Annotated in this window: 14 protein-coding genes; 8 read left to right on the forward strand and 6 right to left on the reverse strand. The window is 68.0% G+C overall.

The window, feature by feature from the left end; all coding sequences use genetic code 11:
- The first annotated feature begins 20 nt into the window (after positions 1–20).
- Positions 21–1,667 carry an MFS transporter gene (locus JW364_RS11055; protein WP_065630805.1) on the forward strand — a complete coding sequence of 549 codons (1,647 nt, stop codon included), beginning with the start codon at positions 21–23 and terminating at the stop codon, positions 1,665–1,667.
- On the opposite strand, the gene JW364_RS11060 is transcribed toward JW364_RS11055, so the two are convergent.
- The gene (locus JW364_RS11060) at positions 1,664–2,101 is read right to left on the reverse strand and encodes an SRPBCC family protein (protein WP_205333571.1); all 438 of its coding nucleotides are present in this window, start codon (positions 2,099–2,101) and stop codon (positions 1,664–1,666) included. The genes JW364_RS11055 and JW364_RS11060 overlap by 4 nt on opposite strands.
- A 137-nt stretch (positions 2,102–2,238) precedes the next feature.
- Here JW364_RS11060 and JW364_RS11065 point away from each other — a divergent pair, with 137 nt between their 5' ends.
- The 4 genes from JW364_RS11065 to JW364_RS11080 all read left to right on the forward strand — a co-directional run bounded on the left by JW364_RS11065 (position 2,239) and on the right by JW364_RS11080 (position 8,745).
- Entirely contained in the window at positions 2,239–4,200 is a 1,962-nt protein-coding gene (locus tag JW364_RS11065; RefSeq protein ID WP_205333572.1) for a gamma-glutamyltransferase family protein, read from the forward strand.
- A 201-nt stretch (positions 4,201–4,401) separates the two neighbouring features.
- A complete protein-coding gene (locus JW364_RS11070) occupies positions 4,402–6,573 on the forward strand; it encodes a glutamine synthetase III (protein ID WP_058251564.1) in 2,172 nt (723 codons plus the stop codon).
- Between the two features lie 238 nt (positions 6,574–6,811).
- Complete coding sequence (locus tag JW364_RS11075) at positions 6,812–8,311, forward strand: SulP family inorganic anion transporter (RefSeq protein ID WP_078113463.1); 1,500 nt, start codon at positions 6,812–6,814, stop codon at positions 8,309–8,311.
- Positions 8,312–8,331: 20 nt separating this feature from the next.
- Complete coding sequence (locus JW364_RS11080; RefSeq protein ID WP_058251565.1) at positions 8,332–8,745, forward strand: MerR family transcriptional regulator; 414 nt, start codon at positions 8,332–8,334, stop codon at positions 8,743–8,745.
- A 20-nt stretch (positions 8,746–8,765) separates the two neighbouring features.
- On the opposite strand, the gene JW364_RS11085 is transcribed toward JW364_RS11080, so the two are convergent.
- Together JW364_RS11085 and JW364_RS11090 are read right to left on the reverse strand one after the other, a co-directional pair.
- Positions 8,766–9,644 carry an SDR family NAD(P)-dependent oxidoreductase gene (locus JW364_RS11085; RefSeq protein WP_137811479.1) on the reverse strand — a complete coding sequence of 293 codons (879 nt, stop codon included), beginning with the start codon at positions 9,642–9,644 and terminating at the stop codon, positions 8,766–8,768.
- A gap of 75 nt (positions 9,645–9,719) precedes the next feature.
- Entirely contained in the window at positions 9,720–11,318 is a 1,599-nt protein-coding gene (locus JW364_RS11090) for a CdaR family transcriptional regulator (protein WP_078113421.1), read from the reverse strand.
- Positions 11,319–11,392: 74 nt separating this feature from the next.
- Between JW364_RS11090 and pruA the strand changes: the two genes are divergently transcribed.
- The 3 genes from pruA to JW364_RS11105 all read left to right on the forward strand — a co-directional run bounded on the left by pruA (position 11,393) and on the right by JW364_RS11105 (position 15,601).
- Positions 11,393–13,039 carry an L-glutamate gamma-semialdehyde dehydrogenase gene (gene pruA / locus JW364_RS11095; protein ID WP_078113422.1) on the forward strand — a complete coding sequence of 549 codons (1,647 nt, stop codon included), beginning with the start codon at positions 11,393–11,395 and terminating at the stop codon, positions 13,037–13,039.
- On the forward strand, positions 13,039–13,989 hold the full coding sequence (locus JW364_RS11100) for a proline dehydrogenase family protein (protein ID WP_205333581.1): 951 nt from the start codon (positions 13,039–13,041) through the stop codon (positions 13,987–13,989). Before pruA ends, JW364_RS11100 begins: the two co-directional genes overlap by 1 nt.
- 352 nt (positions 13,990–14,341) lie before the next feature.
- The gene (locus JW364_RS11105; protein WP_078113424.1) at positions 14,342–15,601 is read left to right on the forward strand and encodes an HNH endonuclease signature motif containing protein; all 1,260 of its coding nucleotides are present in this window, start codon (positions 14,342–14,344) and stop codon (positions 15,599–15,601) included.
- Positions 15,602–15,766: 165 nt separating this feature from the next.
- Here JW364_RS11105 and JW364_RS11110 read toward each other — a convergent pair whose 3' ends face one another.
- Genes JW364_RS11110 through JW364_RS11120 form a run of 3 tightly spaced genes read right to left on the reverse strand, consistent with a single transcriptional unit; the run spans position 15,767 to position 18,729 of the window.
- Entirely contained in the window at positions 15,767–16,315 is a 549-nt protein-coding gene (locus JW364_RS11110) for a molybdenum cofactor biosysynthesis protein (protein WP_078113425.1), read from the reverse strand.
- Between the two features lie 9 nt (positions 16,316–16,324).
- The gene (locus tag JW364_RS11115) at positions 16,325–17,899 is read right to left on the reverse strand and encodes an FAD-dependent oxidoreductase (RefSeq protein ID WP_205333573.1); all 1,575 of its coding nucleotides are present in this window, start codon (positions 17,897–17,899) and stop codon (positions 16,325–16,327) included.
- Positions 17,896–18,729: an FAD:protein FMN transferase gene (locus JW364_RS11120; RefSeq protein WP_374100814.1), complete on the reverse strand. Its 834-nt coding sequence runs from the start codon at positions 18,727–18,729 to the stop codon at positions 17,896–17,898. The genes JW364_RS11115 and JW364_RS11120 overlap by 4 nt, the downstream gene beginning before the upstream one ends.
- Positions 18,730–18,751: the final 22 nt, after the last annotated feature.

An 18,751-nucleotide genomic window follows, 5' to 3' on the forward strand; every position in this document is an offset into this window, starting at 1 on the left:
CACATCTGAGGAGACTGACGATGCGCTCTTGGTCTGTGATCATCATCCTGGCCGTCTCACAGTTCGTGATGGTGCTCGACAGCACCGTGATGAACGTGTCCATCTCGGTCGTGGCCGACGACCTCGGGACCTCGATCACCGGCATGCAGGCCGCGATCACCTTCTATGCGCTGACGATGGCCGCCTTCATGCTGACCGGAGGCAAGCTCGGCGACTTGATGGGGCGCGCAAGAGCATTCAAGATCGGTGCGGTCATCTATGGCATCGGCTCGCTGACCACGGCGCTGAGTCCCAACCTGACCGTCCTGCTCATCGGCTGGTCACTCGTCGAGGGGCTGGGCGCGGTGCTCGTCATCCCCGCGATTGCATCGCTGGCCGCCATCAACTACACGGGCAAGGCCCGGGTCACCGCATTCTCGATCCTGGGCGCGGTCACCGGGCTGGCCGCCGCCGTCGGCCCGCTGCTCGGCGGCGTGATGACCACCTATCTGTCGTGGCGCTACGTGTTCGTCGCCGAGACCGTCGTGATGGTGGCGGTCCTGTTCGCGGCCAAGCTGATTCGTGACGTACCCCGCGACCCGGAGGTACGCATCGACCCCCTCAGCGTCGTGGCATCCGCCGGCGGCCTGTCGCTGATCGTCTACGGCGTCCTGCAGTCGAAGACGTGGGGTTGGCTGAAGCCGCAGCATCCGCCGGAGATCGGCGGGGACGAGATCGCCCCGCTGGGCGTCTCCCCCGTGGCATACCTGTTGCTCGCCGGGGTCGTCGTGCTCTGGTTGTTCGTCCTGCGGCAGCGCACCCTGGCGACGTCCGGCCGCCAACCGCTGCTGCGTGTCGAACTCTTCCGCATCGCTGCTCTCCGAAGCGGACTCGGCGGATTCCTCGCCCAGTACTTCGCGATCGCCGCCCTCTTCTTCGTGGTCCCCGTGTACCTGCAGACAATGCTCGGACGCGACGCACTGCAGACCGGGGTGAAGATCCTGCCGCTCTCGGTCGGGCTCGTCCTGTTCTCGATCCTCGGATCCTGGCTCACCGCACGGCGTTCCGCACGGTTCATCGCCCGCGGCGGACAGATCACGATGGCTCTGGGAACACTCCTCGTCATCGCCTCGGTGGGAATCGATCTGCGCAACGCCGCCTTCGCCGCGGGCATGTTCGTGGTCGGCGCCGGCTTCGGTCTGCTCGCTTCACAACTCGGCAACGTCAACATGTCCGCCGTCGAGGAGAAGGACACCTCGGAGGTCGGCGGCCTGCAGGGCACCTTCCAGAACCTGGGGTCGTCGTTCGGCACCGCGGTCGCGGGATCGGTCTTCCTGCTCATGCTGTCGTCGGGCTTCGTGTCGGCGGTCAACGACGCCGAGAACCTCTCTCCCATCGACCAGCAACGCATCGTCGCCGCCGTCGACGACCAGGGAGTGCCGATCATCTCCGCCGACGAGGCGCGCACCCTCGTCCTCGAAGCGGGCGGCTCTGAGGAGTCCGCACAGGCGGTGTCACAGGCCTATTCGGATTCGCAGATCGCGGCCCTGCAGCAGTCGCTGTTCGTCGTCTTCGGCCTGCTCGTGCTGGCGTTGCTGTTCTCGCGGCACCTGCCCAACCGGATACCGGAACCCGGTCCGGCGCTGGAACGGCAGTCTGCCGAGCCCGAGCCGAAATCCGGCTCCTAGTCGATCTTCTTCCTGATCGTCGCTTCCGTGTGCCGCAGCGCCTGAGCGGCGAACGGACCCACGACCTTGCCGAGGAGCTTGCCCGCCATACCGCCGGGGAGGTTGTAATTGATCTCGACGTCGAGTTCGGTGCCCGATCCACCGTCCGCGTCGGCGAACCGCCACGTCGTGTTCGCGTCGAAACCCTCGACGGCCTTCAACTCGATGAGCTCGTTCTCGACGTACTCGGTGCACTCGACCACCGACTTCAGTGTCTTCGGCCCGACGTCCATCGAGACCGCGAACTTCGCGCCGAGTCCGCTGGTCTTCTCCGTCGTCGGCTCGAACCGGGTGACTCCGAGCAGGTACTCCGGGACGTTCTGGTAACCGTCGATGTAGTCGAAGACCCGCTCGCGCGGCCTGTCGATCTTCGCCTGATGCCGTACCACTCCCACGATTCTCCCCGTTCGTCTCGTCCGGCCGACCATGCCGGTGCGGCCCTCCGCCTCGACCCTATGCGGTCACGGCCGCTGTCCTGAACATTCGACCCAGTTCGCGTCGCGAACGGCCACTCGGTCAGTACGCTTGGCCGATGACGGCCGGGTCCGGAGTCTCTCGAGTGGTACGTGTCCTCGTCGTCGCGACGGCCACCACCTTCCTCGCGACTGCCTGCGGCTCGGATCCAGCCGAGCCGGAAGCGAGTCCGGTCACCTGCGCCGAGATCCCCAACGGCGAGATGATCGACGCCCAGACGATGACGGCCGCACCCACCGACATCGCCACCAGACCGGAAGTCGCGTCCGGCTTCCGAACAGGGATGAGACCGGTCGTCACCGACACCTACGCAGCGGCAACCGCCAATCCGCTCGCGACCCGCGCGGCCTGCGAGGTGCTGCGCGACGGCGGGACGGCCGCCGACGCCCTGGTCACCGCGCAGATGGTGCTGGGACTCGTCGAGCCGCAGTCCTCCGGGATCGGCGGAGGCGCCTTCGCGCTCTACTACGACGCGGGGTCGAAGAGCGTGCGGGCCTTCGACGGTCGCGAGACGGCGCCGGCGGCGGCCACCGAGACCTACCTGACCCGGATCGCCCCCGACGATCCCACCCCACCCGCGCCGAGTGCCCGCGCCTCGGGACGGTCCATCGGCGTGCCGGGCGTGATGCGCATGCTCGAGATGGTCCATGCCGACTTCGGCGGACAACCGTGGCGAGATCTGTTCGATCCGGCGATCGAATTGGCCGACAACGGGTTCGACATCAGCCCGCGGCTGGCGACCGCGATCGCCGCGTCGGCGGCCGAACTCGGTGCCGACGACGACGCCCGCTCCTACTTCCTCGCGAGTGACGGCGCCGCGAAGCCGGCCGGCACCCGGCTCGTCAACCCGGCGTATGCCAAGACGCTCGGCACCCTCGCCGCCGACGGCGCGGGCGCGATGTACGACGGGCCGCTCGCCCGAGCCATCGTCGCCGAGGCGGGCAGCACCGCGGGCGGCATGACACCGGGCCTGATGACCGAGCAGGATCTACGCGACTACCGTGCCATCGCCCGGGAGCCGGTGGTCACCACCTATCGGGGGCGACAGATCGTGGCCATGCCCGGACCGTCGTCCGGCGGGATCGCCGTCGCGTCGGCGCTGGGCATCCTGGCGAACTTCGATCTGCCGTCGATGCCGCCGTCCGATCTCGACGCCGACGGCGGGCGTCCCGACCCGGCCGCCGTGCACCTCGTCACCGAGGCCGAACGCCTCGCCTACGCCGATCGCGACAAGTATGTGGCCGACCCGGACTTCGTCCCGCTGCCCGGGCGCGGGGTCGCGACCATCCTCGATCCGGCCTATCTGCGGTCTCGGGCAGCGCTCATCTCACCCGACTCCTCGCTCGGCGAGGCGCCGGCGGGTGACCTCGGACCGGTGCCCCTGGGGTCGCACCCGGGCACCGAACACGGAACCAGTCACATCACCGTCGCCGACCGGTACGGCAACGTCGCCACGATGACGACGACCATCGAATCCGCCTTCGGCAGTTACCACATGGTCGACGGGTTCCTACTCAACAACGAGTTGACCGACTTCTCCGCCGAACCCCGCGACGACGACGGGATGCTGCTCGCCAACCGGGTCTCGCCGGGCAAGCGGCCGCGCTCGTCGATGGCGCCCACACTCGTTCTGCAGCCCGGCGCCGACGGAGCGCCCGCCGAGGTGGTCGCGGCCCTGGGTTCCCCCGGCGGGTCGGTGATCATCCAGTTCGTCATCAAGACGATCGTCGGGATGCTGGACTGGGGCCTCGATCCCCAGCAGGCCGTGTCGATGATCGACTTCGGCTCGGCCAACACCCCGACCTCCAACGTCGGCGGCGAACACCCGCTCGTCGACACCACGGACGACGGCGCACACGATCCGTTGGTCCGCGGCCTTCGGGAACGCGGAGCCGAGGTGTCGGTCGAGGAACAGTCGAGCGGGCTCAGCGCCCTGCTGCGACACGGCGGCGGCTGGATCGGCGGCGCCGATCCGCGCCGCGAGGGCGCGGTGATGGGCGACAACGCGACGCTGCGGTAGACCGTCGCGACACGGGTTTTCGGGAAACGGCGTTGCCTCGATCGGTTCCGAGGGGCACTAGTTTTCCTCGGCGTCACACAGGGGCAATCGGGCGCATACACCCAGCTCATAGCGTCGAAGCGCTCGCAATTGCGACAAACGGCGTTGCGACGTCGTCGTGCGCCCCCGCGCACAGGGGGCCCAGATCATCCAGGAGTGTCCATGAGTGGCAGCATGTCCCGCCGACAGGCGATCGAGGCCGTGACGACCTACGACGTGTCGGCGCCGGGGTTCACCGAACCCCTCGCAGACACGTTCGGGCGCAATGTGTTCAGCCTGTCGGTCATGAAGAAGCGGCTGCCCAAGCACGTTTTCAAGGCGGTCGCCGCGACCGTCGACACCGGCTGCGCGCTCGACCCCACCCTCGCCGATTACGTCGCGGTGGCCATGAAGGACTGGGCCATCGAGAAGGGCGCCACCCACTACGCCCACGTCTTCTACCCGCTCACCGGTTTCACGGCCGAGAAACACGACTCGTTCCTCGAACCCGACTCCACCGGTGCATCGCTCGCCGAGTTCGCGGGCAAGACGCTGCTGCAGGGCGAGCCCGACGCGTCGAGCTTCCCCAACGGCGGTCTGCGCGGCACCTTCGAAGCCCGCGGCTACACGGGCTGGGACGTCACCAGCCCGGCGTACATCCTGGAGAACCCGAACGGCAACACCCTCTGCATCCCGACGATCTTCATCTCGTGGACCGGCGAGGCCCTCGACAAGAAGACCCCGCTCCTGCGCAGCCAACAGGCCATGAGCAAGCAGGCCATGCGGTTGCTCCGCCTCTTCGGCCACGACGACGTCGACACCGTCGTCTCCTACGCCGGCGCCGAGCAGGAGTACTTCCTGATCGACGAGCACTTCTTCTATGCGCGACCAGATCTCATGACCTGCAACCGAACCCTGTTCGGCGCACCGCCGTCGAAGGGCCAGGAGTTCGACGACCACTACTTCGGTGCCATCCCGGAACGAGTGCTGTCGTTCATGATCGAACTCGACCGCGAGCTGTTCAAGCAGGGGATCCCGGCGAAGACCCGGCACAACGAGGTCGCGCCCGGCCAGTTCGAGATCGCACCGGTCTTCGAGCGGTCGGTCCTCGCCCACGATCATCAGCAGCTGATGATGACCACGATGAAGGCCGTCGCCGAGAAGTACGGTATGAAATGCCTGCTGCACGAGAAGCCGTTCTCCGGCGTCAACGGTTCGGGCAAGCACGTCAACTTCTCGCTCGGCAACGCCAATCAGGGCAACCTGCTCAATCCCGGCGACACCCCGCACGAGAACATGCAGTTCCTGACCTTCTGTGGCGCGATCATCCGCTCGGTACACCTCTACGGCGGGCTCCTGCGCGCGGCGGTCGCGTCGGCGTCGAACGATCATCGTCTCGGCGCCAATGAGGCTCCGCCGGCGATCATCTCGATCTTCCTCGGCGACCAGCTGATGGACGTCTTCGAGCAGATCGCCAAGGGCGGCGCCACCGGCTCCAAGGCCGCGGGGGTCATCGAACTCGGGGTCGACACCCTGCCGCCCCTCAAAGCCGATCCGGGAGATCGCAACCGCACCAGCCCTTTTGCGTTCACCGGCAACCGATTCGAGTATCGCGCACCGGGTTCCAATCAGTCGATCTCCGATCCCATGGTCGCCATCAACACGATCCTCGCCGACTCCATCGACTTCATCGCCTCGGACCTCGAGAAGCTCCTCGCCGACGGTCTCGAACTCGCGGACGCCGTCCAGAAGGTGTTGCAGGAGATCGTCAATGCCCACGGCTCGGTCATCTTCAACGGCAACGGCTACTCCGACGAATGGCAGGAAGAGGCCGCCGCCCGCGGACTGAAGAACCTGCGGACGACGGTCGACGCGGTGACGGAGTACACCTCGCCGGAGGTCGTCGAGATCTTCGAGAAGTACGGCGTGCTGTCGGCCCGCGAGCTCGAGGCCCGCGAGGACGTCATCTTCGAGTACTACGCGCTCACCCTCCTCGTCGAGGCCAAGGAGACCGCGGAGATCGCCAAGACGATGATCATGCCGGCCGCGATCCGGTACCAGGGTGAGCTCGCCGGGACCGCGGCGTCGCTCAAGATGGCCGGAATCGAGGCTCCCACACCGCTGCTCGAGGAACTGACCGGACTGATCAGCACGTTGCACGACGGGTTGACGGCCCTCGATGCCGGTATCGCCGGCATGCACGGCGAGTCCACCTTCGAGGAGTCGAAGTACGCGCTGGAGAAACTGGTCCCGGCCATGGCCGCGGTCCGCGAGGTCGCCGACACCCTCGAGTCCATCGTCGCCGACGATCTGTGGCCGCTGCCGACCTACAACGAGATGCTCACGATTCTCTGATCCCGCATCGTCGACACGCCCCTTGCGCATCGCGCAGGGGGCGTGTTGTTGCGCGCCTGGAGTTGTGTGGCGTGACGCCCAGCCGCACACCCGCATTTGTATCTCTACCCTCCCGTGAGGGTAGAGTTGGTCCGTCCTGCGGGGCGGCGTCGGCCGTCGGAATCGCCCGACGCCCGCGAGGGTGGGTGACCCCTTCCGCGACAGACGTTTCCGTTACCTCACGAAAGTCGAGACGCCGATGACGGCCGAGGTGCTGACTCCTGCCCGACAACAGTCGGTGCTGGCGACCCTGCGCTCCCCGCGGCGCCTGCGTACCGAGGTCCTCGCCGGTCTCGTGGTGGCGCTCGCGCTCATCCCCGAGGCCATCTCGTTCTCGATCATCGCCGGGGTCGACCCGCGGGTGGGCCTGTTCGCCTCGTTCACGATGGCGGTGACGATCGCCATCGTCGGCGGCCGTCCGGCGATGATCTCCGCCGCCACCGGGGCGGTGGCGCTGGTGGTGGCCCCCCTGGTCGCCAGTCACGGCCTGGATCACCTGATCGCCGCGGTGCTCCTCGCCGGGGTCATCCAGATCGTCCTCGGCGCAGTGGGTGTCGCCCGTCTGATGCGGTTCATCCCGCGCAGCGTGATGGTCGGATTCGTCAACGCACTGGCCATCCTCATCTTCACGGCTCAACTCCCCCACCTGCTGGGGGTGCCGTGGCTGGTCTATCCCCTCGTCGCGGCGGGGCTTGCGATCATCGTCGGTCTGCCGCGGCTCACCACGGCGATCCCATCACCACTCGTCGCGATCGTGCTGCTCACTGCGGTCACGCTCGCGGTCGGGTTCTCCGTCCCCGACGTCGGCGACGAGGGCGACCTGCCGGACAGTCTGCCCACGTTGTTCTTTCCCGACGTCCCGCTGAACTGGGAGACGCTGTCGGTCATCGCGCCCTACGCCTTCACCATGGCACTCGTCGGCCTCCTCGAATCGCTGATGACCGCCAAGCTCGTCGACGACCTCACGGACACCCACTCCGACAAGACGCGTGAAGCCACCGGTCAGGGCATCGCCAACATCGTGACCGGTCTCTTCGGCGGCATGGGCGGGTGCGCGATGATCGGCCAGACCATGATCAACGTCAAGGAGTCCCGGGCCCGCACCCGCATCTCGACGTTTCTGGCCGGACTCTTCCTGCTCATCCTGGTCGTCGGGCTGGGTGACATCGTCGCGCTGATCCCGATGGCCGCGCTCGTCGCCGTCATGATCATGGTGTCGGTCGGCACCCTGGATTGGCACAGCGTCAACCCGAAGACCCTGCGGCGCATGCCGAAGAGCGAGACGGCCGTGATGCTCGCGACCGTCGTCGTCACCGTGACCACCCACAATCTCGCGTACGGGGTGATCGTGGGCGTCCTGACGGCGATGGTCCTGTTCGCGCGCCGGGTCGCCCACTTCACGGAGGTGGTCGATGTCGCCGATCCCGAACCCGGAACCCGCGTCTACGCGGTGCGGGGCGAGTTGTTCTTCGCGTCCAGCAACGACCTCGTGTACCAGTTCGACTATGTCGGCGACCCGGACGACGTCGTCATCGACATGAGCGGCGCACACATCTGGGACGCGTCGACGGTCGCTACGCTCGATGCCGTCACCACCAAGTACGCAGCCAAGGGCAAGACCGCCACCATCGTCGGCCTCGACGACCACAGCGCCGAGCGTCATCGACGCCTCAGCGGACAGCTCGGCGGCGAGGGCTGACCGGGTAGAGAGGACAGGTCGTGACCGACGACGGGACCGACACCGCCGAGCACCTGCAGATCGGCACGGTGGCAACGGAAACCGGGTTGTCCATCAAGACGATCCGCCACTACGACGAGGTCGGTCTGGTCGTCCCGTCCGCCCGCTCGGCCGGGCGCTTCCGGCTGTACACCCGGGCCGACATCGATCGGCTGTTCGTGATCCGGCGGATGAAGCCACTCGGTTTCACCCTCGACGACATGCGCGCACTCCTGCATGCCGAGAGCGTCCTCGACGACTCCGACGCGGCGCCGGCGGACCGGCGGGCGGCGCTCGAGGCGGTCGCGGAGTTCCGGCAGCGCGCACGACTGGCGTGCGAGAAGCTCGAGCGGCAACTGGAATATGCGCACGAACTCACCGCTCAGCTGTCGGATCGACTGACCGATCCGGCGTGATCCGGCCGGGCACGTGGGCCCTACCCCAGCGGCCACCGGGTGCCGGTGCGGGCCTCGGCCTCGGTCCAGAGTCGACCGGCCAGCTCGTAGTCGCACGCCGCGAGCGATCGGCCCGACAGCACCGGTCGGCCGCGCAGTCCCCACGGTCCGTCGACCCCCACGTAGCTGCCCGGCGGGATCGGCTCGGTCAGGCAATGCAGGGTGGGTGCCGCGCCGGCGTCGAGATCGTTGCCGACGACACCCGCCAGGCCCTGCGCCGCGCGGTGCAGAACGCCCAGGCCCGGCTTGTTCGAGATGTTCGACGCGGCCCAGCCGGGATCGGTGAGCATCGAGGTCACCGGCGACCCGACGTCGCGCAACCGTCGGTCGAGTTCGAGACCCCACAGCATCACCGCGAGTTTCGACCCGGTGTAGGCCCGCGGCGACGACCACCGGGTGCGTCGGAGGTCCAGGTCGGCGGGGTCGATGCGGGCGCGGCGATGCCCCTCCGAACCCACGGACACGATCTGCCGCCTGATGCGTGGCAGGAGCAGGTTGGTCAGGGCGAACGGCCCGAGGAAATTGGTGCCCATCCCGAGTTCGAATCCGTCCCGCGTCGTCCGATGCTGATGCGGGAACATGCCGGCGTTGTTGACCAGCACATCGATCGGGCCGTCGAGTTCCTCGACGAAGGTCCGCACCGAGGCGAGGTCGGCGAGATCGAGCCGGATCACCTCGCAGTCACCGCCGAATTCCCGTGCGCGCCGGGCGCCGAGATCGGTGTCGCGGACGGCCAGGACCACCTGCACACCGGCCCGGGCGAGCGCGCGGGCGGTGGCCATCCCGATACCGTTCGTCGCACCGGTGACGACGACCCGCGAGCCGGTCAGGTCGGACAGGGACTTCGACGATGAGGGCATGGGCGCCACGGTACCCACCGGCCGGCCGGGCGGGGTGGCACTCGGTCGGGGTGGGACTCGGGGGCGCAGCGACTCTCACCGAACGCGCAGGGACAGCGCCACGACGAGACGCGTCGCCGGGTCGTCGAGATCCATCCCGGTCAGGGTCTGCACTCGACGGATGCGGTAGCGCAAGGTGTTCGGATGGACGTGCAGCGCCGCCGCTGCCGCGCGGACGTCACCGAAATGGTCGAGGTAGGCGCGCAACGACGCGGTGAACTCGCTGCCGCTGCGAGTATCGAGATCCGCGAGCCCGGCGACCCGGCTGTCGACGAGATCGGGGTTCTCCGAGAGCAATCCGATGATCTCGGCGAGCAGCACCCCGGTGCGGGATCGCTCGACGGTGGTGACGTCGTCGATCAGGTCGGCGTCGCGACCGGCGGCGTCCAGGACACGATCGATCGCAGAGCGCAGATCGGTTGCGGCGGCGATGGTGTCGGGGCCGGCGACGACCGCGCGTGCCGGCACGCCGAATTGGCGGTCGGCGGCGTCGACGGAGATCCGCGCCCACGTGACGGCGTCGTCGAGCGGGACGCCTGGGAGCACGACGTACGCGCGGTCACCGATCGTGACCGTGACCGACAGCGGACTGAAAGCGCTGGCGTGCAGCATGAGTGCCGAGACCTGCCCGGCGCGGATGCCGTCGGGGGCCGTGAACCCCACGACCGTCACCGTGGCGGTCGGCGCGATGCCGAGCTGGGCGGCGAGGTGGTCTGTGTCGACCGGGACTCCGCCGACACCGAGGAGTCGCCGGACCCGCTGATCGTGGTCGGAGCCTGCCGAACGCCGTCGCGAGATCACCCGGGCCGCCACAGCTGCGGCGCCGACGAGTACCTCGTCGGTGTCGCGGGCCGGCGGGCGCGACCCCTCCTGCAGCCAGACGACCCCCATCAGGACGTCGGAGCGATCGCTGTGTGGGCCCGACGCCGGACGGATGGCGACCGCGCGACGCGGCCGAAGTCCGAGATCGGTGCGTGCGTCGACCATCACGACTCCGGACGACTTCCGGACCGCGTCCATCACGCCCCACTCCCGCAACCAGGCCAGCATCTCCGGCGGCCCCTCGCGGCCCAGGATCGACAGTCTGCGCAACTCGTCGGCCTCCTCGCCAGCCGAGCTGTAGGCGAGGACGTGCGCGTGCTCGTCCTCGATGCTCACCAGACCACCGGTCCGGCGGGCGACCTCCGCGGCGAGCTCGAACAGGTCGCCGGTGCTTCCCGACTCCATGGACTCGCCGCTCCCGACCGCGCCGCGTGCGGCGTCGAGCACCCGGGTGACGAGGTTGTAGATGCGTTCCCAGCGGGCGTGCGGATCGATGGCGATGACCGCGATGCCCAGTCGATCGGCGAGGCCGACCAGGGTCTGTGCGGGGTTCTTGGCCAGTACGGCGACCGGGCGGTGCGCCCCGAGGCCGCCGAGCCACTCCACGACGACGTCGTCGGCGAGTCCGACCAGGAGGAACAGGTCGGCGGATCGGGCGGCGTGCCCGAGCCCGTAGTGCACGTCGTCGGCGTCGACCATCGCCATCGTCGACACCGGCGCGTCGAGACCGCGGGGCGACGAGACCAGGGTCGCGACGGTCTGGTCAAGGGCGAGGACCAACCGCCCGAGCGCGATACCGGCAGTCTTGTCCATACGGACAAGACTAAGAGACCCACCTCGGCTGATCGGCCATATCGCGACGTCGAAAGGGACGGTGGACTGAGGTCATGGATGCCATCACCACTCCCCCTCGACCGTCGAACGAACCCGTCCACAGCTATGCCCCCGGTTCGCCCGAGCGTGCGCGCATCGTCGACGAGCTGGCGCTACAGTCGCATGCCGGCCGCCGCGAGTTCCCGCACATCATCGGCGGCCACCTGAGCCTCGGGGCGGGTGAGGAGATCGACGTCGTCCAGCCCCACGCACACCGCGAGGTACTCGGCTTCATCACCAACGCCACCCACGACGACGCCCGCGCCGCGGTGGACGCCGCTCGCGCCGCCGCCCCCGACTGGGCTCACACGAGCTTCGACGACCGCGCGGCCGTGATCCTGCGCGCCGCCGAGCTGCTGGCCGGGCCGTGGCGCGAGCGGATCGCGGCGGCGACGATGCTCGGTCAGTCGAAGTCGGTGCAGCAGGCCGAGATCGACGCCCCTTGCGAGCTCGTCGACTTCTGGCGGTTCAACGTCGCCTTCGCGCGTGAGATCCTCGCCGAGCAACCGGAGTCGTCGCCCGGGGTGTGGAACCGGCTTGACCACCGTCCACTGGACGGGTTCGTCTACGCCGTGACCCCGTTCAACTTCACCGCCATCGCCGCCAATCTGCCCACCGCCCCCGTGTTGATGGGCAACACCGTCGTCTGGAAGCCCTCCCCCACCCAGGCGTACTCCGCGCAGCTGACCATGGCGCTGCTCGAGGCCGCCGGATTACCGCCCGGGGTGATCAACCTCGTCCACGGCGACGGTGCCGCGGTCTCGGACGTCGTTCTCGCCGACGAGGATCTGGCCGGGATCCATTTCACCGGGTCGACGAGGACGTTCCGTCATCTGTGGCGTGAGGTCGGTGCCAACATCGAGCACTACCGGAACTACCCGCGCCTCGTCGGCGAGACCGGTGGCAAGGACTTCATCGTCGCGCACGCCTCGGCCGAACCTCATGCGTTGCGAACGGCGTTGACGCGCGGCGCTTTCGAGTACCAGGGACAGAAGTGTTCGGCGGCGTCGCGCGCGTATGTCGCCAGGTCGGTGTGGGAGCGGATGGGTGACGAGTTCCTCGGCGAGGCCGACGAACTCGCCTATGGCGACGTCCGAGATCTGACGAACTTCGGTGGTGCGGTGATCGATCGGCGCGCGTTCGACAAGCAGGTCGCGGCCATCGACCGGGCCAAGTCGTCGGCGTCGCTGACCGTCGCGGTCGGCGGCGTCTGCGATGACACCGAGGGGTACTTCGTCCGACCCACGGTCTTGGTGTCCGACGACCCGACCGACGAGGCGTTCGCCATAGAGTACTTCGGTCCGATCCTCGCGGTTCACGTCTACGACGACGCCGACTACGAGAACATTCTCGGCCTGGTCGATTCGACGGCGCAGTACGCACTCACGGGGTCGGTCATGGCGACCGATGTCGCCGCGGTCGCGCTCGCCTCCGACCGGCTGCGGAACGCGGCGGGCAACTTCTACGTCAATGACAAGCCCACCGGCGCGGTGGTCGGGCAGCAACCCTTCGGCGGCGGCCGGGCGTCGGGAACCAACGACAAAGCCGGGTCGAAGCAGAACCTGATGCGCTGGACCTCGACCCGCACGATCAAGGAGACCTTCTCACCTCCCACCACCTCGTCGTACCCGCACATGGTCGCCGACTGGACGGCGCTGTGATGGGGTCCGTCTTCGACACCGTGCTGCGGCCCGCGATCGTCGCGGCATCGCGCAGCGAGCGGATCAAGGACGCGTCCCAGCGGTGGCCGGTCACCGAACGAGTGGTCCGCCGATTCGTGCCGGGCGAATCGCTCGACGCCGCCATGACCGCCGTCGTCGCCGAACTCGCCGACGGACTCTCCGTCTCGGTCGACTTCCTGGGCGAGGACACCCCCGACGAATCCCAGGCCGACGCCACGGTGACCGCGTATCTGGCTCTGCTCGAGTCTCTGTCGGGACGCCGTCCGGCACCTGCCGGGTCGTTGGAGGTGTCGCTGAAGCTGACCGCGCTCGGTCTCGCACTGCCGGAGCACGGCGCGAAGATCGCCGAGGAGAACGCGCGCACGATCGTCGAGGCGGCCGATGGCCTGGATGTCGTGGTCACCGTGGACGCCGAGGATCACACCACCGTCGACCAGCGGCTGGCGATCGTGCGGTCGTTGCGCTCCGAGTTCCCGGAGACCGGGACCGTGCTGCAGGCCTGCCTGCGCCGCACCGAGGACGACTGTGCCGAATTCGCGGCGTCGGGCGCCCGAATCCGGTTGTGTAAAGGCGCTTATGCCGAACCGCCCGCGGTCGCGTTCACCGACCGCCGCCAGGTCGACGACAGCTATCAGCGGTGCCTCCGGATACTCCTGAAGGGCTCCTGTTATCCGATGGTCGCAAGCCACGACCCCACGATGATCGACGCCGCGAGAATCCTCGCCGACGAATTCGGTCGCGCGCCGGACAGCTGGGAACACCAGATGCTGTACGGAATACGGGCCGACGAGCAGCGCCGGTTGGCAGCCGCCGGCGCACGCGTCCGGGTCTACATCCCCTACGGCGAGCAGTGGTACGGGTACCTGGTCCGACGCCTGGCCGAACGTCCGGCGAACCTGGGGTTCTTTCTGCGCGCACTGGCCGGGTGAGGCCCCCCGACCAGTCGACTGTGCGTCGGTTTTCGTTGACTGTGCGGCACTGGGCCACTGCTTCCTGATCCGAAACGCTGGATCTGCGGTTGCCGGAGCGCTGAAAGCCGCCCGCGGGGTCGAGCACAGCAACTACCAGAGGGCGGTGGGCCGGCGACCGACAGACTTCAACTCGACCGGCAGACTTCGATCGAGGTCTGGGAGTCGAGTTGAAGTCTGTCGGTCACAATTCGGGCAGATACGCGAGATAGTCCCGACAGTCAACGCGAATCGACGCACTGTCAACCAAAAACACTGCACAGCGGACGAATTCGCGGTTCTCGGCTTGTGGAAAACCCTCGAAATCGAACGAATGTTCCTGTACCTTGGAGTCATGCCAGAGCTAGCCACTCTCCTCGATCAACTCATCGGAACCACCCCACCCACCGACGACCCAACGGGCAGAGCAACATTCGACGCCCTCGACACGTGGCGCCTGATCCGCAACCTCGCAGACCACCAGATCGCCGCGCACGCAGCGCAACTCGACGCCCTCGGAGTCGCACAGAAGACCGGTAGCACCACCAAGAAGCTGCTGATCGAGTCTGGACATGCGCCGGCCTCCGCCCTCCGCACCATGCGGAGTGTCGACGCGCTGCCCAACCTGCCCGCTTTGGCGCGTCATACCGCCGATGGGCGGCTGTCCGGCGAGGTCGTCGATGCCATCGTCCGCGGCATGAACGAGCTCGATAGACGTTGTGGTGAGGCGCTTTCCGGCGACGAGCGCTCGCGGTTTGAGCTCGAACTCATCGCCCAAGCACTATCCGGTGCAACACCGACTGAGGTGCTCAAGCATGCTCACGTCATCGGCAACGCTCTCGCCGATGCTTGTGGCGCAGGAATCCGAGCGTCGGACGATGCAAGCTTGAACTCGGTCAACGCACACACCACCGACGACGGCCGCGTCGAAGTCCGCGCCGAGCTCACCCAGGTGGTCGGCGAGAAGTTCCTGACGATGATCGATGAGCGCTCGTGCCCCAGGCCCGAACCCGACGGCGCCGAAGATCGACGCACCGCCGAGCAACGCCGCGCCGACGCCTTCGAGTTGATCCTCGACCAAGCCGCGATCGGCGCTACCCTCGATACCGTTGGTTCCCCGCGCACTCAATTGATGCTGACCATCCCCGCGACCGGAGACCTCGCAACGCTGCCGTGGACCGGATCGGTCAGCCATGCCACCGCGAAACAGGTCTCGTGCGACGGCTCGCTCACGGAGATCATCCTCGATAGTGAGGGCGTACCACTACAGATGGGTCACACCCGCCGGTTGTATCCGTCACACCTACGCAAAGCGATCATCGTCCGCGACGCGTGCTGCGTCAAATGTGGTGCACCGCCGTCCCATACGCAGGTGCATCACATCAAGTCGTGGGCCGAGGGTGGACCCACCGACCTCGACAACGGCTGCCTGCTCTGCCAACGCTGCCACACCCAGGTCCACCATCACGGCTGGGACATTGTCATGGGTTTCGACCGCCACCCGTGGCTCGTCCCGCCCGCCAATATCGACCCGCACCGCCGACCGCTACCGGCCTACAACCGCCGCACCATGCGACTCGACGACGCCGCCTGACCGGCCGTCCGACACACACTTTCGCGTAGCACCTTCCGAACCCGGGCCACACCCCGGGACCGCATCCGTCCCTTGACAACTCCACAGAGACATAGCAGTCGGCTCCGTTCCCCTCAACATGTAGAGGGGAACGGAGTCCGCGGGGCAGACCATCGTCGCCCCTAGCTACATCGGCTGCGCCCGCCGCACCTGGTCGGCGGCGCGGGCGGCGTCGAGTTCGACGTCGGTGCGCAAGACCGCGGGACCGACGCTCAGCGTCCCCGACGTCAGCGGTTGCGTCCGAAGTCCACCACGTCCGATCAGGGCTTTGCGCACCCCGTCCCCGGCAACGGTGTCCATCCACGAACACGGATGAGCAGGGCGTCCGCCGCGGAACCGGATCGGACCCGACCCGGTGTCCAGCTCGAACTCCCGTCCCCGCAAGGGATCGAGCTCGACACCGCGCACGACGACGTTGCGGCGGGCCAGAACAGGATCGGCGTCAGCCGCCGCCGCCATCCATGCTTCGAGCGCCAGAAACGTCACGGCCGCCTCGGTGTGGGCCCGGATTCCGTAGAAGCGATCACCACGAATCCCCTTGTCGGCGACGATCTCCACCGATTCGGGGGTGCGCGTCTCGACCTCGTCGGCCGGGCCGTCTTTCGGCCTACCGAAGTAGGCATGCTTCGGCGAGACGACGAATATGACCATCTCGCAGTGGTATTCGAACTCCATCAGACGCGGTCAGTATCCGGAGAACGAGTCGGTGTGGACACGCCACGGCCGGGACCGCCGCGTACCGTCGAGGCGGCGGACCGCCGCCGACGTCCGTTCGACGAACGCAGGCGTACCTGACACGTAGTAGTGGGCGCCGGCAGCGCTGGGCCCGATGAGTTCGGCGAGCCGGGCGGGATCGTCGATCCCGTCGGCTAGTTCCGGTGCCTCGACGGCCGCAATGCGCGCGTTCGCGGCCCGGGCGCTCTCCAGGTCATCGGCGTATACGGCGCGCCCCTGATCTCGCAGCACGTGCGCGATGGTCAGGCCGGAGAGATCGTGGCCCGACTGCACCAGCTCCCGCACCATCGCCACGAACGGAGTGATCCCGATCCCGGAGGCGATCAACACCACCGATCCGGTCGCCGGAAACGACCGCGGCAGCACGAAGTCCCCTCCGATCTCGTCGACGTAGACCCGGCGTACGCTGCCGTCGACCAGCGCTGCCTTGTAGGTCGACGGCGCCGCGGCGACGCTGAAGCCGAACTCCACCGGTTGCTGCCGAGGCGCGGACACGAACGAGAAGACCCGCCGCGAACCCGACCACACCGGCGCCGACCACCGCGGCACACTGACACTCGACCACTGCCCCGCCCGGAACACCGCTGCGCCACCGACCGGTTCACCGCGCACCGCGTAGGTTCGGTCGGCAACCGGGACGGTGACGACGTCGAGCGGCACCCGGCGCGCAGTGCCCGACACCAGTCGGACGAGGAACGCGTACAGGCATCCGACGAGCAACGCCACCTCGGGCACGAACGCCAACGTGTACGCGTCGGTGATCGCAATCGTGTACTGGCAGTGCATGAGCACACCGACCAACGCCGCGTACAACAGTCGGTGCAGCTCGGTGGCCGGCGACGTCAGCGGCTCGGGCAGCATGATCGCCGCCACGAACAGCATCGGACTCGACACCACCCATGTGGACAGATCCTGGCCGCCGCGTACCAGTTCGACGACCCCGATCGTGACAAGGGAGGCGCCGATGAACACCAGGGCCAGTCGCCACTCGCGGATCAACGTCACGACCACCGCACCGATCACGACCATCGGGACGAACAGCGGATCGGCGGCCACCCACCAGAACGGAAAACTGATGCCCTCGACACCGGCGTAGGCCAGCGCATAACACCCGACCGCACCTGCGACCGCGGGGTTGACGACCAGCCGACGACGCCACGCGAGAACATATTTCGACGCGGCGGCGATCGCGGCGCCCACCGCGACGGTGGCGACCGCGGTGTCCTCGGAGCCGCCGGGCAGCACGAAGAACAGGATCAGGCCGGTGATCAGCCACGAATCCGAGTTCGGCGGCACCCGCAGCACGCCGGCGCAGACGTAGCTCACGACCCCGCTGACCCCGACCGCGACGACCAGCCACACCGCCAATTCGTCCGGCCCGTAACCGAAGTCGGCATCGGTCGCGGAGACGACGAAAGCGACTGCAGCCAGCACCACCAGCCCGCACAGCACCGCCCGATACGGGGTCAGGTGCCGCCGGGCCGCGTCGATCGGCGAGAGCAGCTGCGGCAGAAGCGTTGTCACAGGAACAACTCCAATCCGGGGATGGCGGTGTGTTCGACGCTCCCGTTGCGTCGGACGGTCACGTGATGAAAGCCCTCACGGTGATGGTCAAAATCGCCACGCAGGAACGCTGCAGGCGTGAAGAACAGCGCCGTCGCCAGGCCGTCGGCCTCCATCGCCGACGGCGCGATCACCCAGGTCGCCAACACCTCCCGCGCGGGCGAGGCGGTACGCGGATCGACGATGTGGTGCCAGTCGGCCCACACCCGCCGATTGCTCGCCGAGGCGCAGACCGCGCCGCCGGCAACGGACACGACGCCGATCGCCTTCGTCGTGTCCAGCGGATGCTCCAGCGCCACCCGCAGTCCGCGGGAACGCGGCGATATCACCATGTCCCCACCTGCGTCGACCACGAAGTCGTCGACGTGGGCGCCGACGATCTCCGCCACCCGGTCGACCGCGAATCCCTTTCCGGCTGCGCCCACGTCGAGCAGAGCCGGTTCGCGAATCTCCAGCGCACCGACGTGCTCACCGATCACCGCCTCCCAGGCCGGCGCCGTCGGCACCCGCGCCGACGCGCGGAGCGTGTACGCCGCGTCGTAACCGGCCTCGGCGAGCGTGCGCCCCACCAACGGCGACACCGCGCCGCCGGTGAGGCCGTACAGACGGCGGTACCAGTCGACCAGCGGTTGGTCGGAGTCGGCGATCGGGTATCGCCCCGCCTCTCTGGCCATCTGCGCGACCGTCGAATCGTCCCGGAACCGTGACCAGGCCCGGTCGATCCGGTCGATCTCGGTGTCACCGCGTCGACGACATCGGCGGGAAGTGTTTCCGGGGTGCTGATCGTCCACCGGGTGCCGATCGCATCGAACG

This window comes from Gordonia sp. BP-119, assembly GCF_016924115.1.
GTDB classification, from domain to species: Bacteria; Actinomycetota; Actinomycetes; order Mycobacteriales; family Mycobacteriaceae; genus Gordonia; species Gordonia hongkongensis.

Excerpts from the sequence above, each read along its gene's own strand:
- JW364_RS11055 (WP_065630805.1), top strand. The coding sequence starts at position 21 with ATGCGCTCTTGGTCTGTGATCATCATCCTGGCCGTCTCACAGTTCGTG.
- JW364_RS11065 (WP_205333572.1), top strand. The coding sequence starts at position 2,239 with ATGACGGCCGGGTCCGGAGTCTCTCGAGTGGTACGTGTCCTCGTCGTC.
- JW364_RS11070 (WP_058251564.1), top strand. The coding sequence starts at position 4,402 with ATGAGTGGCAGCATGTCCCGCCGACAGGCGATCGAGGCCGTGACGACC.
- JW364_RS11075 (WP_078113463.1), top strand. The coding sequence starts at position 6,812 with ATGACGGCCGAGGTGCTGACTCCTGCCCGACAACAGTCGGTGCTGGCG.
- JW364_RS11085 (WP_137811479.1), bottom strand. The coding sequence starts at position 9,644 with ATGCCCTCATCGTCGAAGTCCCTGTCCGACCTGACCGGCTCGCGGGTC.
- JW364_RS11090 (WP_078113421.1), bottom strand. The coding sequence starts at position 11,318 with ATGGACAAGACTGCCGGTATCGCGCTCGGGCGGTTGGTCCTCGCCCTT.
- pruA (WP_078113422.1), top strand. The coding sequence starts at position 11,393 with ATGGATGCCATCACCACTCCCCCTCGACCGTCGAACGAACCCGTCCAC.
- JW364_RS11100 (WP_205333581.1), top strand. The coding sequence starts at position 13,039 with ATGGGGTCCGTCTTCGACACCGTGCTGCGGCCCGCGATCGTCGCGGCA.
- JW364_RS11105 (WP_078113424.1), top strand. The coding sequence starts at position 14,342 with ATGTTCCTGTACCTTGGAGTCATGCCAGAGCTAGCCACTCTCCTCGAT.
- JW364_RS11110 (WP_078113425.1), bottom strand. The coding sequence starts at position 16,315 with ATGGAGTTCGAATACCACTGCGAGATGGTCATATTCGTCGTCTCGCCG.